The following is a 16,182-nucleotide window of genomic DNA, read 5'->3' as shown; positions in this document are numbered from 1 at the left end:
CCATCCTGCATTGTTCACTAACATGCAGGATGGAAAGTCCTGCCAATATGACAGGACACCATGGACAAGAAGATCATATTCGCAGGAAGCCTCTGCTTCGTGATGGCCAGCGCCGCCTGGAGCGCACCGGCGCCGGCGGCAGCGCAGAAGGAGGCGACGGCGCCGAAGAGCGCGTCCTTGCCCAAGGGCGTCACCCTGGGCCCCTCGGCCGAGGGCATCACTGAATACCGCCTGGCCAACGGCCTGAAGGTGCTGCTGTTTCCCGACGCCTCGCGCCCGACCGTGACCGTGAACGTCACCTACCTGGTGGGCTCGCGCCACGAGAACTACGGCGAAACCGGCATGGCCCACCTGCTCGAACACCTGCTGTTCAAGGGCACGGAGAAGAATCCCGACATCACCGGCCAGTTCGCGCGTCGCGGCATGGATTTCAACGGCACCACGTCGCTCGACCGCACCAATTACTACGAGGTGTTCCAGGCATCCCCGGACAACCTGAACTGGGCGCTGCAGATGGAAGCCGACCGGATGGTCAACTCGCCGGTGGCGCAGAAGGATCTCGCCTCGGAAATGACGGTCGTGCGCAACGAGTTCGAGAGCGGCGAGAACTCGCCCGGCCAGGTGCTGTTCAAGCGCATGCAGAGCGTCGCCTACGACTGGCACAGCTACGGCCGCTCGACCATCGGCAACCGCAGCGACATCGAGAACGTGAAGATCGCCAACCTGCAGGCCTTCTACCGGACGTATTACCAGCCCGACAACGCGGTGCTGCTGGTGGCCGGCAAGTTCGACCCGGATGCCACGCTGGCCACGATCAAGCGCCTGTTCGGCGCGATCCCGAAACCGAAGCGCGCGCTGCCGCAGTTCTGGACCGTCGAGCCGACCCAGGACGGCGAGCGCAGCTTCGCCGTGCGGCGCCAGGGCGACGTACAGATCGTCGCGGTCGGCTACAAGATCCCGTCCGACCTGCAGGACGACGCCGAAGCGCTCGGCTTCGCCTCCGAGATCCTGGGCGACGCGCCCAACGGCCGCCTGCACAAGCTGCTGGTGGAAACCGGCAAGGCCAGCCAGGTGTTCAGCTTCGGCCAGACCGGCTACGCGCCCGGCCTGCAATTCTACGGCGCGGTGGTGAAGAAGGGCGAGCCGATCGAACCGGTGCGCGAAGCGCTCACCGAAGCCGTGGAGGGCTTCGCCAGGCGTCCGCCCACCGGCGAGGAAATGGAGCGCGTGCGCCGCGGCTGGCTCAATACCATCGAACGCAGCCTGAACGACGCCCAGGGCTTCGGCGTGGCGCTGTCGGAAGCCATCGCGCTCGGCGACTGGCGCCTGTACTTCCTGGGCCGCGAGCGCATCAAGGAAGTCCAGGGCGAGCAGGTGGCCGCCAGCGCGGGCCGCTACTTCGTGCGCAGCAACCGCGTCAGCGGCACCTTCGTGCCCGAAGAAGCACCGGTGCGGGCGGCGATCCCGGCAGCGCCCAGCGTCGAGACCGTGATGAAGGACTACAAGCCGTCCGCATCGAGCCTGGTGTCCGAGGACTTCGAGCCGAGCCAGGCCAACATCATGAAGCGCACCACGCTCACGACCGCCGGTGGCGTCAAGCTGGCGCTGCTGCCGAAGAAGAACCGCGGCGAGACCGTCACCGTGCACCTCTACCAGCACCTGGGCGACGAGAAGAACCTGTTCGGCAAAGGCATGGTCTCCAGCCTGTCTTCCGCCATGCTGATGCGCGGCACGGCGAAATACAGCCGCGCCGAACTGGCCGACGCTTTCGACAAGCTGAAGATGGCGGGCGGCCCGGCCAGCTTCCAGACCACGCGCGAGCATCTGGCGGAGGCCATCAAGCTGGCGGCCCACGTGCTGAAGGAGCCGGCCTTCCCGGCGCAGGAATTCGAGCAGCTGCGCCGGCAGATCCTGGTCGGCCTGGAAGCCAGCCGCGCCGAACCGCAGAGCGTGGCCTCGCGCGCACTGTCCACGCACTTCAACCAGTACCCGCGCGGCGACATCCGCCATGCCAACACGCTCGAGGAAGACCTCGAGGACGTCAAGGCCGCGCGCCTGGAAGACGTCACCGCCTTCCACCGCGCATACTACAACGCCAGTCCGGCCGAGATGGCGATCGTCGGCGACTTCGATCCGAAGGAGATCGTGCCGCTGGTCGACAGCCTGTTCGGCAATTGGAAGGCGTCCGCCAACGTGGCGCCGGTACTGCGCAAGCATGCCGAGGTGGGGCCATTGAACAAGACCCTGGATACGCCGGACAAGGAGAACGGTTTCTTCCTGGCGCGCATGAACCTCGACCTGAACATCGACGACGCGGACTACCCGGCCCTGATGCTGGCCAATTACATCTTCGGCGAGGGCGGCCTGAAATCGCGCCTGATGGACCGCATCCGCCAGAAAGAGGGCCTGTCCTACGGCGGCGGCTCCGACCTGTCGGCCGGGGACCTCGACCGCGCCGGCGGTTTCTCGATCAGTGCCATCGCGGCGCCGCAGAACCTGCGCAAGCTCGACGCCGCGGTACGCGACGAACTGGAGCGCGCGGTCAAGGACGGCTTTACGGCGCAGGAGCTGGCCGATGCGAAATCGGGCCTGATGCAGCAGCGCGTGCAGAACCGTACCAGCGACGCCGCGCTGGCATCGGGCTGGACTTCCTACCTGTACCGCGGCCGCACCTACGAGTGGTCGGCCCAGTTCGAAGACAAGCTGATGGCGGTCACGCTGCCCCAGCTGAACGCGGCCTTCCGCAAGGCGATCGATCCTTCCAAACTGTCGGTGGTGATGGCGGGGGACCAGCGCAAGGCCGGTGCTGCTGCGAAAGCACCCTAGATGCAACAACTGTTGTCCCGATTGTGACAAGACACCGGATGCTGCGTTAAAATGTTGCCCTTGGGAAGCATTGATTGCACAGCATCAGGGGTATCATGAAAGCACTATCAAAATCGCACGTTTCGAATGACTTGCCGTTCGCCGGCAAGGTGGCCTTGGTCACCGGCGCGGCCAGCGGTATCGGACGCGCCACGGCGCTGGCCTTCGGCCGTGCCGGCGCCCAGGTCGTGGTCGCCGACACCGCGGTCGACGGCGGCCATGCGACCGCCGCGATGATCGTGGAAAACGGCGGCAAGGCGTTGTTCGTGCGCAGCGACCTCACCCGGTCGAGCGATGTCGAGGCGCTGGTCGAGAAGACCATCAACCACTACGGACGCCTGGACATCGCGGTCAACAACGCCGCCGTCGACGAAGAGTGCGCGACGCTGGCCGAGGGTAACGAAGAGCAGTTCGACCGCATCATGGGCGCCAACGTCAAGAGCGTGTGGCTGTGCATGAAGTACCAGCTGCGCCAGATGCTCAGCCAGGGCGGCGGGGCGATCGTCAACGTGTCCTGCGTGTCGGGCATGGTGGGCGCGCCGAACCGCGCGATCTACGCGGCCAGCAAGCACGCCGTGGTCGGCCTGACCAAGAGCGCGGCCGCCGAATACGCGCGCGAAGGCATCCGCATCAACGCGCTGTGTCCGGGCGCCGTCAAGACCCCGATGCTGGCCCGTGCGGTCGAGCGCGAACCGTCGCGCGAGAAGAAGCTCAAGGCGGCGCATCCGATGGGCCGCTTTGCCGAGACCCTGGAAATCGCGAATGCGGCGCTGTGGCTGGCGTCGGAGCAGGCTTCCTACGTCAATGGGCATGAGATGGTGGTGGACGGCGGGTTCACGGCGATCTGAACCGGCAAACCGGGTCCGTAGGGTGGGCGGCTATGCCGCCCACGCGGTGATAGTTTGAATATGAGTAGCCGCGCAAGCAGCATTACCTTGGTTTGAACGCGTGGGCGGGAGACCCGCCCACCCTACGCGTTCAGCTCCGCCACGAAGTCATACATGTCGCCCCTGAAATAAGAGCGGCAGAATTCCACCGCCCGCCCATCGCGGGCAAATCCCAGCCTTTCCACGCACAGCCCCGCGTCGCCTTCGCGCGCCGCTAGCTGCCGCGCCTGTTCCGCGTTCAGCAGCAGCGCCGACAGCCGCTGCAGCGCGCGCACCGGCCGCTTGCCGGTGGCGGCCAGCGCCTCGTACATCGAATCGCCCACCGCGTCCAGCGCGGTCAGGGCGAAGGCGGGGATGGTCGCGTACTCGAGGCACATCGGCACCTCGTCGGCATAGCGGATGCGGTGGAAGCGGTAGACCGGCGTGCCCGGCGAGAGCCGCAGGCGCAGCGCTTCCTCGGGCGTCACCAGGCCTTCCGAACGCTTGAGCCACTCGGTGCGGGGAATGCGGCCGCGCGCCCGCATGTCTTCGGAAAAAGAGCTGAGCTTGGCGAAGTTCTTTTCGATGCGGGTGTTGATGAAGTTGCCCGCGCCGGCGCGCCGCACCAGCAGGCCTTCCTCGACCAGCGCGTCGATCGCCTTGCGCACCGTGATGCGGGAAATGCCGAGGGCCGAGGCCAGTTGGCGTTCCGCCGGCAGGGCCGCGGCGCCGCCCCAGGCGCCTTCGTCGATGGCGCGGCGCAGAGCGTGCTGCAATTGCTGGTACAGCGGGAGCTTGCCGCCAGCGGCGGCGGCAGACTGCATCAATTCGGCAAGTGCGTTCATCCCCGCATTCTAGCGCCTACTTGGGCCGCGGGTCCCGGAGCCGGTGCTGCGACACGGCGACCCGACCGGCGCGGATTTCGCGCACCGCGCCGGCCACCGCGCGCGCCACGTTGCGCACTTCTTCCTGCACCGCGGTATCGCGGTCGAGGGTGGCGTGGCTGTCGGCATAGGACTCGTAGTAGCCGATGTAGCGGTCGAGCTGGGCGAAGCTGCCGGCGTCGACGAAATCCATCCAGCCGAACCAGTCGGCCAGCGAACGGCGCGTGCCTTCGATGCCGGCCACGTCGCCGTGCACCACCAGTCCGAAGGCGCGTCCCGCCAGATGCTTGGGATAATCCCAGCCGGCCAGCTCGATCTCCTTGGCCTGCTCGGCCTTCTTGCCGTGGGTAGAGGTGGGGTCGGGATTGCCGCCGTCGGCGCACACCAGGCGGTCGATCATGAGCTTGAGGGGGCTGGGCGACTGGTACCAGTAGACCGGGGTGACGATGATGACGCCGTGTGCCAGCACCCAGCGCTCGTAGATCTCGTTCATCCAGTCATTGACCTGGCGTTCGGCGTGGTTGGGGTAGCAGCTGCAGGGCCAGTGGCATAGCGGCATGGCGGTCGAGACGCAGCCCTTGCACGGGTGGATGTGGCGGTCGTAGTCGGAGGTGAGCAGGCTCAGGTCGAGCACGTCGACCTCGACGCCCTCGGCCTCCAGGACCTCGCGCGCCAGCATGGTCATGCGCCAGCTCTTGGAGATCTCGCCGGGGCAGGTGCCGTCGTTGCGGGCGGAACCGTTGATCAGGAGGACGCGGTTGCGCGAGGCGGGGTCCTTCTGGCGCTGCTCGGCCCCCAAGAGGCGGTCGCGCGTTTCCTTCCACTCGACCGACAGGTCGTAGCCAGGGTCGGCGAAGCCGGGTCCGGCCTTGACGGTGCGCGGCGCCTTGCGGCCTTCGTCATACGCTTCCCAGGCGACCTGCTCGATGGCGTCCAGTTCGCGCGCCACGCCGTCGTAGGCGGGGTCGAAGAAGGCCTGGCGGAAGCGGAGATGGAATTCGTTGCGTCCCAGCTTGGCTGGCGCCTGTCCCTTGCGTACCTCTGTCATGCCGCCTCCCTTCGTCGTTGTGCAAGAAATTATCAGCCTTGCAAGGACTCGCCAATGTTCGCGCGCGCACATAGCGCCGCAAAAGCCAGGACAAAGGTGAACGAAAAGCGAGACGAAAAAAACCGGGCGCGTGGCCCGGTCCGGTGTGCGGGAAGCGGCCAACCGGGCTAACCCGGGCCGCAACCGCGTATCAGGCTTGCTGTTGCAGCAGGAGCACCCAGTACTTGGCCAGGTCGGCGGCGCCGCCCTTGCCGGTGATGCCCTGGAAGGTCTGGATCGCTTCGGCCTTCTTGCCGGCGCGAACCTGCGCCATGCCCAGGCGCAGCTTGGCTTCGTCCGGCGCCTTCAGGCCGCCCTTGGCGATACCCTGCTGGATGAAACCGATGCCCTTGTCGGCCTGGTCCATGGTGGCGTAGGCCCAGCCCAGGTTGACGAGGCCGGCGCCGGTCTTGGCCTTGGCCGCGCTCGCTTCGCCCGAGGCGATGGTCTTGGCGTCGTCGGCGGCCTGCCTGGTCGCCTTGCTGCGCAGCGCGGTGTGGGTCTTGGCATCGCTGCCCTTGCCCAGGACGCCGGCGGCGAAGCCAGCATCCAGCACGCTCTTGGCTTCGGCCGGGAAGCCGTCGCGCAGCGCGACTTCCGCCAGGTAGGTGTAGTGCTCCGGCGGCATCTGCTTCACGGCAGCCATTTCCAGGCGCAGCATGGCGGCGCCGTAGGTGGCTTCGTCGAAACCGGCCTTGCGGCCGACGCCGCGGTTGAGCAGGTCGATCCAGAAGTCGTCGTTCGGGTAGTACTGGACCAGGTTCTCCAGCGCGAACATGTAGCCTTCGGTGTCCTTGGCCTTGTTGGCTTCCTGGCCCAGCAGGCGCAGGTCGTTCTCGCTCGGCTTCTGGCCGGCCTTCTTGGCGTCGTTGATGTTGGACAGCAGCAGTTCCTTGGCGCCGCCAAAGTTACCGCTGTTGACCTGGGCGCGCGACAGGGCGGTGCGCACCTTGGCCGGATCGCCGCCTTCTTTCTGGAAGCGGGTGTACCACTCCACGGCCTTGGCATAGTTCTTGGCGTTGAAGTTGGCGTCGCCCAGAGCCTGGTAGTAGGTCAATTGTTCGGCCGGGGTCAGGCGGCCGGAGGCCAGGATCGCTTCCATGACCGGCATGGCGGCGGCGTTGTTTTCCGAACCCAGGGCCAGCGACAGCTTCATGCGGTTGATGACGTAGTCTTCGTACGGGGTGCGGTTCGGCATCGCTTCTGCCTGCGTGATGCGATTCTGCACTTCAGTAAAGTTCTTCGCATCGATCAGCGGCTTGATGCCGGCCGGGTCGAGCAACTTGTACATGTCCGGACGGACGGTGTCCTTTGCCGCCGCCTGGGCGGCAGCCGCCGCGGCATCAGTCTTCTCCTGCGCATAGGCGCTGGACACCAGCGCCGGGGCGGAAACGCCGATCGCGGCGAGCATCAGGCAGAGGCGGGCAAGACGGAATTGGGCCATGAAAAATCCTTCAATCAAGTCGATAGGGGTAAAGCGATAATGGTGGAGACATGCATATCCTGCAATATAGCGAGAATGCTATCCCGGCAAAATGTGCATTGTCCCATAAATCTGCCGTTTTCAGGCTCGGCAATTGTGCCCTAGCGTGCGCGGGAGTGGGGGCGTCGTTACATAGCGTTACCTCATGCTTTTAAGCAAGCGGTGAGCTAAGATTTTGTAGCGTGGGCGGCTCGTGATTCGGTCCAGTGGACCGATTCACCCCACGCGTTCAACGCACGGATGCGCTGTGACTACGCATGATCTGGCTGAACGCGTGGGCGGAAGACCCGCCCACCCTACGATGCAAATCCGGGTACCGGGCAGCGACCCGGCGCCTCGATCTCGCCGGCCAGCCAGTCGATGACGGCGTCCACGGCGGGCGCCGCGAAGCCATAGGTCATCAGGGCCGGGGCATCGAAGTCGAGGGCCTGGTAGGGGTTCCACAGCGCCAGGTGCAGGTCGGGCCGCCAGGTGGCGCGCGCATGCGGGCCATAGCGGCGGCGCGAGGTCGAGGCCAGGATCGTGAAGCGGCCGTCCTGCGGCAGCGCGCTCCAGTCGAAGGCCTCGGCGTCGGCGAAGGTGAGCAGTTCGACCTCGTACAGGCGGCCCAGCGCGGCGGCGATGCTGGCTGCCGGCACGCCGGCTTCCGATACGCCGTCGCTCACCACGTCGGCGCGCGCCACCAGGCGCACCTGGCTGCCCCTGGCGGGGCGTCGTGGTTCGCCGAGCGCGCTCAGGCCGGCGCGCCATGCGCGCGCCATCAGCGCCCGGTCGTCAGGCTCGCTCATGTAGCTCACCGGTCCGGCCGGGTGCGCAGCCGCCAGCCTCGAGAGGCGCGCCAGGCGCGCCTCGACTTCCGCCAACGGCAGCACGCCGTCGCGGATCGCCGCGGCGATCGCGTGCACCGTCTCTTCTTGTGTCTCGCGCGTGCCGATCGCCATCACCATGTCGGCGCCCGCCACCAGCGCATTCACGGCCGCTTCGCCGGCGCCGTAGCGGTGCGCGATGGCGTGCATGTCCATGCCGTCGGTGATGATCACGCCCTCGTAGCCGAAGCGCTCGCGCAGGATGCCGGTCAGGATCGGGCGCGACATCGTCGCAGGGTAGACCGGGTCGAGCGCCGGGTAGACGATGTGGGCGGTCATCATCGCGGAGGCGGCATGTTCACCCTGGGCCGCGATGCGGAACGGGGCGAACTCGAAGCGTTCCAGTTCCGCCAGCGGCTTGTCCACCGTCGGCAGGTCGCGGTGCGAGTCGACGTGGGTGTCGCCGTGGCCGGGGAAGTGCTTGACGCAGCAGGCCACGCCTTCGCTTTCCGAGCCTTCCATCCAGGCCATGGCGAGGCGCGCTGCGGTTTCCGGATCGGCGCCGAAGGAGCGCTCGGCGATCACCGGGTTGTGCGGGTTGTTGTTCAGGTCCAGTACCGGCGCGAAGTTCCAGTTGAAGCCGAGCGCGCGCACCGCGCGCGCCACCGCGGCGCCGACCGCGCGTGCCAGCGCCGGATCGTTGGCCGCGCCCAGCGCCATGGCGCTCGGCGGCGCCGGCACCCAGGTCGCGCGCACCACGGCGCCGCCTTCCTGGTCGAGGGCGATCAGGGCTTCCGGCCCCATCGCTTCGCGCAGCGCGCCGGTGAAGCGCGTCAGCTGGGCCGCGTCCTGCATGTTCTGGCGGAACAGGCAGGCGCCGCGCACCTTGTACTGGCGCAGGAAAGCGTCGGTCTCGGGATCGAGTTCGGTGCCGAACAGCCGCACCATGATCAGCTGGCCGGCGAGACTCAGGTAGTCACCCTTGTAGTCGGTCATTGTCGGTTAACCCCGTTCGCTTAGTTGGTCTTTGTGACTTTGCTCAGGTGGCGCGGCTGGTCCGGATCGAGGCCGCGCGCTTCCGACAGCTGCGCCGCCATCATGTAAAAGGCCTGGATCGCGGCGATCGGGTCGAGGTCGGGCGTTGCCGCAGTCGGCAGCGTCAGGTCGCGGCTGGCGATGTCCTGCGGGGCCGCGAGCATTACGCGCGCGCCGCGGCCGCGCATCTCTTCGGCCAGCGCCACCAGGCCCGCCTGCGTCGGGCCGCGGGTGGCGAAGATCAGGAGCGGGTAGCCTTCTTCGATCAGGGCCATCGGGCCGTGCTTGATCTCGGCGCCGCTGAACGCTTCGGCCTGCAGGGCCGAGGTTTCCTTGAATTTCAGCGCCGACTCCAGCGCCACCGGGAAGCTGATGCCGCGTCCGACCACCATGATGTTGCGGGCCGGGGCCAGCACCTCGATCGCGGCCGACCAGTCGGCTTTGGCTGCGGCGCGCAGGGCGTCGGGCAGGGCGGCAATGCCGTCCTTCAGTTCGGCGTCGCCCTGCCATTCGGCCACCAGGCGCGCGCCGGCGACCATGCTGGCGATGAAGCTCTTGGTGGCGGCCACGCTCTGTTCTTTACCGGCGTGCAGGGGCATGGTCCATTCGGCTGCCCTGGCCAGCGGAGATTCCGCATCGTTCACCAGCGCCACGGTGGTGGCGCCGCCGTCGCGGAAATAGCGGATCGGCTCGACCACGTCCGGGCTCTGGCCCGACTGCGAGATCGACAGTGCCAGGGTGTCGCGCGTGTTCAGCGGCGATTTATAGAGCGTGATGAGGGACATCGGCAGCGACGTCACCAGGCGGCCCATGCGCGCCATGATCAGGTAGGCCAGGTAGCTCGAGGCGTGGTCCGAACTGCCGCGCGCGACCGTCACCGCGCTGTGGAAGCTGGTGGCGCGCAGCGCCCGGCCCAGCTCGGCGTAGCGGTCGACGTCCTGGGCCAGTTGGTGCGCCACGCAGTCCCCGGCGGACAGCGCTTCCTGGTACATGAGCGAGGTAGGAATGTTGGCGGTCACTGGGCTTCTCCTTCGATATAAACGGCTTTGATATTCAGGTCGCGGTCGAGCACGACGAAATCGGCATGGCAGCCCGGCGCCAGGCGGCCGCGCTGGGTTTCGCCGAGGTAGTCGGCGGCGTTGGTGGAGACGCGCAAGCTGGCTTCGCGCAGCGACAGGCCGATCTTCACCAGGTTGCGCAGCGCCTGGTCCATCGTCAGGGTGCTGCCGGCCAGGGTGCCGTCGGCCAGGCGCACGCCGCCCATGCACTTGTGGACGACCTGGCGGCCCAGCATGTATTCGCCATCCGGCATGCCGGCGGCGGCAGTGGAGTCGGTCACGCAGAACAGCTTCGGGATGCAGCGCAGCGCGGTCTTGATCGCGCCCGGGTGCACGTGCAGCAGGTCGGGGATGATCTCGGCATATTCGGCGTGCGCCAGCGCGGCGCCGACCATGCCGGGGTCGCGGTGGTGCAGGCCCGGCATGGCGTTGAACAGGTGGGTGAAGCCGGCCGCGCCGTGCGCCAGGGCCTGCACGCCGTCTTCGTAGGTGCCGCTGGTATGGCCGATCTGGACGCGGATGCCGGCGTCGGCGATCGCGCGCAGCAGGTCCATGTGGCCGTCGATCTCGGGCGCCACCGTGATCAGGCGCATCGGCGCGGCGTCGTTGAAGCGATGGACTTCGTCCAGCGTGGCTTCGCGCGCGTAGGGCGGCTGCGCGCCCAACTTGCCCGAATTGATATAGGGGCCTTCCAGGTGCACGCCGAGGATGCGCGCCTCGCCCTTGCCGCGGGCCTTGATGGCGGCGCCGATGGCGGCCAATGCGCGCTCGATGTCTTCGCTGGGGGCGGTCATGGTGGTGGCCAGCAGGGCGGTGGTGCCGTGCTTGGCGTGCAGGGCGGCGATCGAGTGCGGCGCGTCGCCGCCTTCCATCATGTCGCGTCCGCCGCCGCCGTGCACGTGCACGTCGATGAAGCCGGGCAGGATGTAGTCGTCGTTATTCGCGGACGGATCGACTTCGTGGCCGTCGACGGTCTCGATGAATGCGCCATGGCGCAGTTCGCCGTGGATCCAGCCGCCCGGCGTCAGGATATTGCCTTTCATTGTGCTGCTCCTTGTAGTTGGCGCGCGACCATGCGCAGCGCACCTGCGGCCGAATCGCCCTGCGCCGGCACGCAGCGCGCCAGCGTCGCGGCCGGCAGCCAGGCGCGCAGGGCCTCGCCCAGGCCACCGCACAGGGCCAGCGGCAGGCTTGCACTGCGGTCGAGCGCGTCGGCGATGCTGGCCACTTCACGGCCCGCGTGTTCGAGGATGGTGCGCGCCACCGGGTCGGTCTCGCCGTGCGCGACCACGAAGCGCGCCAGGCCGGCGTAGGCGGTCTGGTTGGCGCGCCCCAGCCAGACCTGCACCGCGTCGCGCGAGCCGCCGCAGAAGGCGATGACGTCGCGCGCAAAGGCGTGGCCTTCGACCCGGCCGTCGAGCACCTGTTCGATGTGGTTCAGCGCGCGCAGGCCCATCCAGGCGCCGCTCGCTTCGTCGCCAGCCGGGAAGCCCCAGCCGCCGACTTCGACCTTGCTGCCATCGTGCAGCATGGCTTCACCGACGCTGCCGGTGCCGATCGCGACGATCGCACCGGGACGGCCGCCATGGGCGCCCATCAGGGTAGTGAAGCCGTCGGTATCGAGCGCCAGCGCGGCGTAGCCGGGATTGGCGGCGATGAACCGGGCCGCCCATTCCTTGTTGTGCACGCCCGCCAGGCCGAGGCCGATACCGCAGGAGGACATGGGAACAGGATCGATGCCGAGGGTGGCGAAGGCCTGGGCAACGACCCCGTTGATGGTGGTCCAGGCATTGTCGATGCCGCGCGACAGGGCCGAAGGGCCGCCGCTGGCCTGCGCTAGTTCTTGCAGTTCGGCGCCGTCGGTCCGGGCCAGGCGCACGCGGGTGCCAGTGCCGCCGCCATCGACGCCGATGAGATAGTCGGTCATGTTGAAAGTGTTCTGCCGGGGAGGTCAGCGCACTATAGGCAGGCGGTACCGTGATGTCAACAGGTATTTAACTGGTATGCAAATTTCCTGTGCAGATATACTTCCATGACCGTAGGTTATTTGCATAAGACCTTGATTATGCAAATCTTTCTATTGGTACTGGAATTGGTATTGTTTAGCCGGACGGTTCCGCTGGTATGACGAAGTCTGTTACTCCACGCGGCGGCTGCCCCTGCGGTCCACCAGCAGGAGCTCGCCGTGGCCGCCGTGGCGGCTCGCCTTGACTCCGGTGACGTTCACTGTGGCATTGGCGGGACCGGTAACGGCAATGTCCGCGCGTCCGGCGCTCAAGCCGCGGCCTTCGAGCCCGCCCGAACCGCTGAGCCGGGCCTTGACCAGCCCGACCTTCCCCTTGAGCTTGGCGGCGCCGGGGCCGCTGATCTCGAGCAGCAGTCGCTTGCCGTCGATCTCCGCATCCAGCCCGCCCGAGCCGTGCAGCCTCGCGTCCAGCGTGTCGGACACCTTCGCCAGTTCGATCCCGCCGGGACCGTCCGCCCTGAGCGTTGCGCGCCGCACGATCAGTTCGCCCGCGTCCAGGTCGCCCGAACCGTTTACCTCGGCGCTGAGTTCGCCGACGCTTCCGCTCAGCGTGGCGCTGCCGGGACCGTCCAGGCGGACGACGGCGATGGCCGCCTGCAGGCCGCTGGCGCGCAGGTCGCCCGAGCCGCCGACCGTCGCGTCGAAGCGCTTGATGATGCCGGCCACGCAGGCGCTGCCGGGGCCGTGCTGCACGGTCGAGGCCGCCTCGACCGCCAGCGCGCAGGCCTCGAAGTCGCCCGAGCCGCCGATCTCGGCACGCAGCTCGCGCGCACTGCCCGATAGTGTCATGCCGCCCGGGCCGCTCATGCGCGCATCCAGGCGCGCCAGGCGCAGCGCGTCGGCCTCGAGGTCGCCCGAGCCGCTGAGCGTCGCGGCCAGCACATTGCCGACGCCGGACAGGCGCACGTCGCCCGGCCCCGACATGTTCAGGTCGACGTTGGCGGCTTTTACCCGGTGCAGGTCGAGGTCGCCGCTGCCGCTGGCGCGCACCGCCAGTTCACGCACCGCGCCCGCGGCCCGCAGGTCGCCCGGTCCGTCGACGCTGACCGAGAAACGCTCGCCCGTCAGTTGCGCCAGGTCGACGTCGCCGCTGCCCGACATCGCCAGGCGCTTGAGCTGGCTGGCCGTGATGTGGATGACGACCGGTGGGCGCTTGCCCCAGCTGAAATGGAAACCGTTGCGCTCCACCGGCCGCACCACCAGGGTGTCGCCGCGCACCAGGGTTTCGATCTCGTCGAGCTGCTTGCGCTCGCCCGACAGCGAGACCGCCTGGCGCCCCTGGGCGCGCACCACGACCTCGTACGGGACCGCGAGTTCGATGGCGCTGAAGGCGGCCACGTTGCGCTGCTGCGTGACCGGTGCGCCGGGCGCTTCGGCATGGCTCGACCGGGTGGCGAAGAAGCCGGCGCCGATGGCGGCGGCCAGCAGGAGGGGCTTCAGGGAACTGTGCATATTCATGTTCTTGTGCTGGCGGGTTCTGGACGGATGTATCGGGAGCCTGGACGATAAGCCAGCGTGGCGCGCGGCGCATGCGGAAAGCGACGGATCCGCGAAAACAGGGAGCAGAGTGCATATTCAGGAGATGAGCGAATAACCTGCAGGGCGTGCCTCCATCCATGGCAACATGACAACTGGGGACCGGTCCGGATGTGGCTCGACCGCAACAGCCATGCATATCGGGCGGTACGCAGCACCGCGCCTTGACCTGCGCCGGGCCTGGCGCGTGGCCGGGCGGGGCCGTGCGGTGTCATAATGCGCGCATGGAAGGAGAACTGCCGTGATTCGCTATATGGGCACCCGCAAGACCGACGACGGGGCCGCCGTCTATGTCTTCCTCGTCAATGGCATGCAGAAGGAAGTGCGCGAGCACGCGCTCAAGCAGCACCCTGGCTGCTTTGAGGCCCTGCCGGCTGCGGTGAAGGCCCAGATCGCGGCCAACCGCGCCTGGCTGTCCAGGCTGTAAGCGGCCGTGCGGTTCATCCGACTGGCGCCCGCCGCCATGCTTCTGGCTGCCCTGGCAAGTTCGCCAGCGGCCCAGGCCATGCCCTCGACCTTCAGCCAGGTCGTCGGCAATGCATTGCTGTGCCGCAGCCATCTCGACAACCGCTATTTCCACGACTACCTCACCACCTCCTTCGGTCCGGCCTACAAGCGCGAAGGCGGCGCCTGGTGGTTCAAGGTCGAGGCCACGCTGTGGGGCGCCGAAGTGAAAGAGGTCATGGTCAGCGACGATACGGCCGAGCTGGTCTTCATCGCCGCCCAGACCGAGAGCACGCCGGAAGAACTGCAAGGCGCGATCCGCAGCGTCACCGGCGCCGCATTCCGCACCGTCGACGCATCGGCCTTTCCCTTGCGCGTGTCGGAGGCGGGCAGTACGATCGCTTACATGAATGACAAAAGCAAGATATATTGCAAGAAGTTCAAATCGCTGCCGGCCCGCTAGCCGGGCCCGCATGGTCGTCACGCAGTTTTGTACATGTATAACCATTATTTCCAGCTGAAGGGCGCGCCGTTCTCGATCGCTCCCGATCCGCGTTACCTGTTCATGAGCGAACGCCACCGCGAGGCGCTGGCGCACCTGCTGTATGGCATCGGCAGCGGCGGCGGCTTCGTCCTGCTCACCGGCGAGATCGGCGCCGGCAAGACCACGGTGTGCCGCTGCTTCATCGAGCAGATTCCCGAGAACTGCCGCCTGGCCTATATCTTCAACCCGCGCCTGAGCGTCGAGGAATTGCTGCTGAGCGTGTGCGACGAATTCCGCATCGACCTGCCGCCGGCCGGCACGCCGCTGGGATTGAAAGGCTATGTCGACGCCATCAACCGCTACCTGCTGGAATCGCACGCCCAGGGCCTGAACAATGTACTGGTCATCGACGAGGCCCAGAACCTGTCGGCCGAGGTGCTGGAACAGCTGCGCCTGCTGACCAACCTCGAGACCAGCGAGCGCAAGCTGCTGCAGATCATCCTGATCGGCCAGCCCGAGCTGCGCACGCTGCTGGCGCGTCCGGAGCTGGAGCAGCTGGCCCAGCGCGTGATCGCGCGCTATCACCTGGGGCCGCTGTCCGAACCGGAGACCGGCGCCTACGTCGCGCACCGGATGGCGGTGGCTGGCGCCGTCGGAACGCCGTTCCCGCCGGCGCTCACGCCATCCATCCACGCGCTGACGCACGGGGTGCCGCGCCGCATCAACCTGCTGTGCGACCGCGCGCTGCTCGGCGCCTACGTCGAGAACAGTCCGCAGGTCACGCGGCAGATCCTCAAGAAAGCGGCGGCCGAGGTGTTCGCCGGCGAGCCGGCCGCGGCGCGCCGCCTGCGCATGCCGCTGGTGGCCGGCGGCGTGCTGGCGGCCATGGCCGTCAGTGCGGCGGCCTGGCAGGCGCTGCCGGCACGCGCGCCGGCAGCCGAGCCCGTGGCGCATGCCGCTGCGCCGGCCAGGGCAGGGGCGGCGAAGGCGACGCCAGCGTCCAGTGTGCCGCCGGTGCAGGCCGACCAGGACAACGCCTTGCGCGAGCTGGCCGCGCTGTGGGGCCAGCCGCTGGAGGGGGCCAAGCCCTGCGAGGCGGCGCTGCGCCTCGAACTGCGCTGCCACCAGGGTCGCGGCGGCCTGTACGAACTGCGCCTGCTCGACCGGCCGGCCGTGGTCACCCTGCACGAGGGCCCGCGCACCGGCTATGCCGTGCTGTCCGCGCTGGACGGCGACAGCGTCACCCTGAGCGCCGGCGCGCGGCGCGAGAAAATCGACCTGGCCAGCTTCGTGGCCCGCTTCGGCGGCGAATTCACCACCTTCTGGCGCATGCCGCGCGGTTTCCGCGAGGAGCTGGCCGAAGGCGCCCGCGGCCCCGACGTGGACTGGCTGGCCGGCCGGTTGGCCGGGCTGGACGGCGCCCCTGCGCCCCAGGCAGGACGCCCGCTGGACGCCGCCGCGCGCAAAACGCTGCAGCGCTTCCAGGCCGCGCAGAACCTCAAGGCGGACGGCCTGGCCGGTCCGCGCACCTACATGCGCCTGAACCAGCTCTCCGGCGTGCCGGAACCGCGCCTGCTGGCCCGCGCCGCGACGGACAAACCACAATAA

General features: G+C 67.9%; 13 protein-coding genes. 5 read left to right on the top strand and 8 right to left on the bottom strand.

The genetic code is table 11. The features are described 5' to 3' along the window. Positions 1-60 precede the first annotated feature (60 nt). Entirely contained in the window at positions 61-2,826 is a 2,766-nt protein-coding gene (locus tag AC56LU_RS16240) for a M16 family metallopeptidase (protein WP_497176650.1), read from the top strand. A 95-nt stretch (positions 2,827-2,921) separates the two neighbouring features. Continuing rightward, positions 2,922-3,713, top strand: a complete 792-nt coding sequence (locus AC56LU_RS16235; protein WP_497176649.1) for an SDR family oxidoreductase — start codon at positions 2,922-2,924, stop codon at positions 3,711-3,713. Between the two features lie 122 nt (positions 3,714-3,835). Here AC56LU_RS16235 and AC56LU_RS16230 read toward each other — a convergent pair whose 3' ends face one another. The 8 genes from AC56LU_RS16230 to AC56LU_RS16195 form a co-directional block, all read right to left on the bottom strand. After that, positions 3,836-4,576 carry a GntR family transcriptional regulator gene (locus tag AC56LU_RS16230; protein WP_497176648.1) on the bottom strand — a complete coding sequence of 247 codons (741 nt, stop codon included), beginning with the start codon at positions 4,574-4,576 and terminating at the stop codon, positions 3,836-3,838. Between the two features lie 16 nt (positions 4,577-4,592). Next, entirely contained in the window at positions 4,593-5,663 is a 1,071-nt protein-coding gene (locus AC56LU_RS16225) for a flavodoxin family protein (RefSeq protein ID WP_497176647.1), read from the bottom strand. Between the two features lie 190 nt (positions 5,664-5,853). Continuing rightward, on the bottom strand, positions 5,854-7,146 hold the full coding sequence (locus AC56LU_RS16220; protein WP_497176646.1) for a tetratricopeptide repeat protein: 1,293 nt from the start codon (positions 7,144-7,146) through the stop codon (positions 5,854-5,856). A gap of 335 nt (positions 7,147-7,481) precedes the next feature. After that, a complete protein-coding gene (nagZ, locus tag AC56LU_RS16215; RefSeq protein ID WP_497176645.1) occupies positions 7,482-8,987 on the bottom strand; it encodes a beta-N-acetylhexosaminidase in 1,506 nt (501 codons plus the stop codon). Positions 8,988-9,007: 20 nt separating this feature from the next. After that, positions 9,008-10,018 carry an SIS domain-containing protein gene (locus tag AC56LU_RS16210; RefSeq protein ID WP_497176703.1) on the bottom strand — a complete coding sequence of 337 codons (1,011 nt, stop codon included), beginning with the start codon at positions 10,016-10,018 and terminating at the stop codon, positions 9,008-9,010. Positions 10,019-10,041: 23 nt separating this feature from the next. Continuing rightward, the gene (gene nagA, locus AC56LU_RS16205) at positions 10,042-11,127 is read right to left on the bottom strand and encodes an N-acetylglucosamine-6-phosphate deacetylase (protein ID WP_497176644.1); all 1,086 of its coding nucleotides are present in this window, start codon (positions 11,125-11,127) and stop codon (positions 10,042-10,044) included. Then, a complete protein-coding gene (locus tag AC56LU_RS16200) occupies positions 11,124-12,011 on the bottom strand; it encodes a glucosamine kinase nucleotide-binding domain-containing protein (RefSeq protein ID WP_497176643.1) in 888 nt (295 codons plus the stop codon). Before AC56LU_RS16200 ends, nagA begins: the two co-directional genes overlap by 4 nt. Positions 12,012-12,221: 210 nt before the next feature. Continuing rightward, on the bottom strand, positions 12,222-13,562 hold the full coding sequence (locus AC56LU_RS16195; protein WP_497176642.1) for a GIN domain-containing protein: 1,341 nt from the start codon (positions 13,560-13,562) through the stop codon (positions 12,222-12,224). 325 nt (positions 13,563-13,887) lie between these two features. Here AC56LU_RS16195 and AC56LU_RS16190 point away from each other — a divergent pair, with 325 nt between their 5' ends. Genes AC56LU_RS16190 through AC56LU_RS16180 form a run of 3 tightly spaced genes read left to right on the top strand, consistent with a single transcriptional unit; the run spans position 13,888 to position 16,182 of the window. Continuing rightward, a complete protein-coding gene (locus tag AC56LU_RS16190; RefSeq protein ID WP_497176641.1) occupies positions 13,888-14,073 on the top strand; it encodes a hypothetical protein in 186 nt (61 codons plus the stop codon). 36 nt (positions 14,074-14,109) lie between these two features. Further along, on the top strand, positions 14,110-14,553 hold the full coding sequence (locus AC56LU_RS16185; protein ID WP_497176640.1) for a hypothetical protein: 444 nt from the start codon (positions 14,110-14,112) through the stop codon (positions 14,551-14,553). Positions 14,554-14,586: 33 nt separating this feature from the next. After that, the gene (locus AC56LU_RS16180; RefSeq protein WP_497176639.1) at positions 14,587-16,182 is read left to right on the top strand and encodes an ExeA family protein; all 1,596 of its coding nucleotides are present in this window, start codon (positions 14,587-14,589) and stop codon (positions 16,180-16,182) included.

Source organism: Telluria sp. PB2R4 (genome assembly GCF_059685695.1).
The sequence above is the reverse complement of the archived record's forward strand: the minus strand, read 5'-3'. Positions and strand labels throughout refer to the sequence as shown.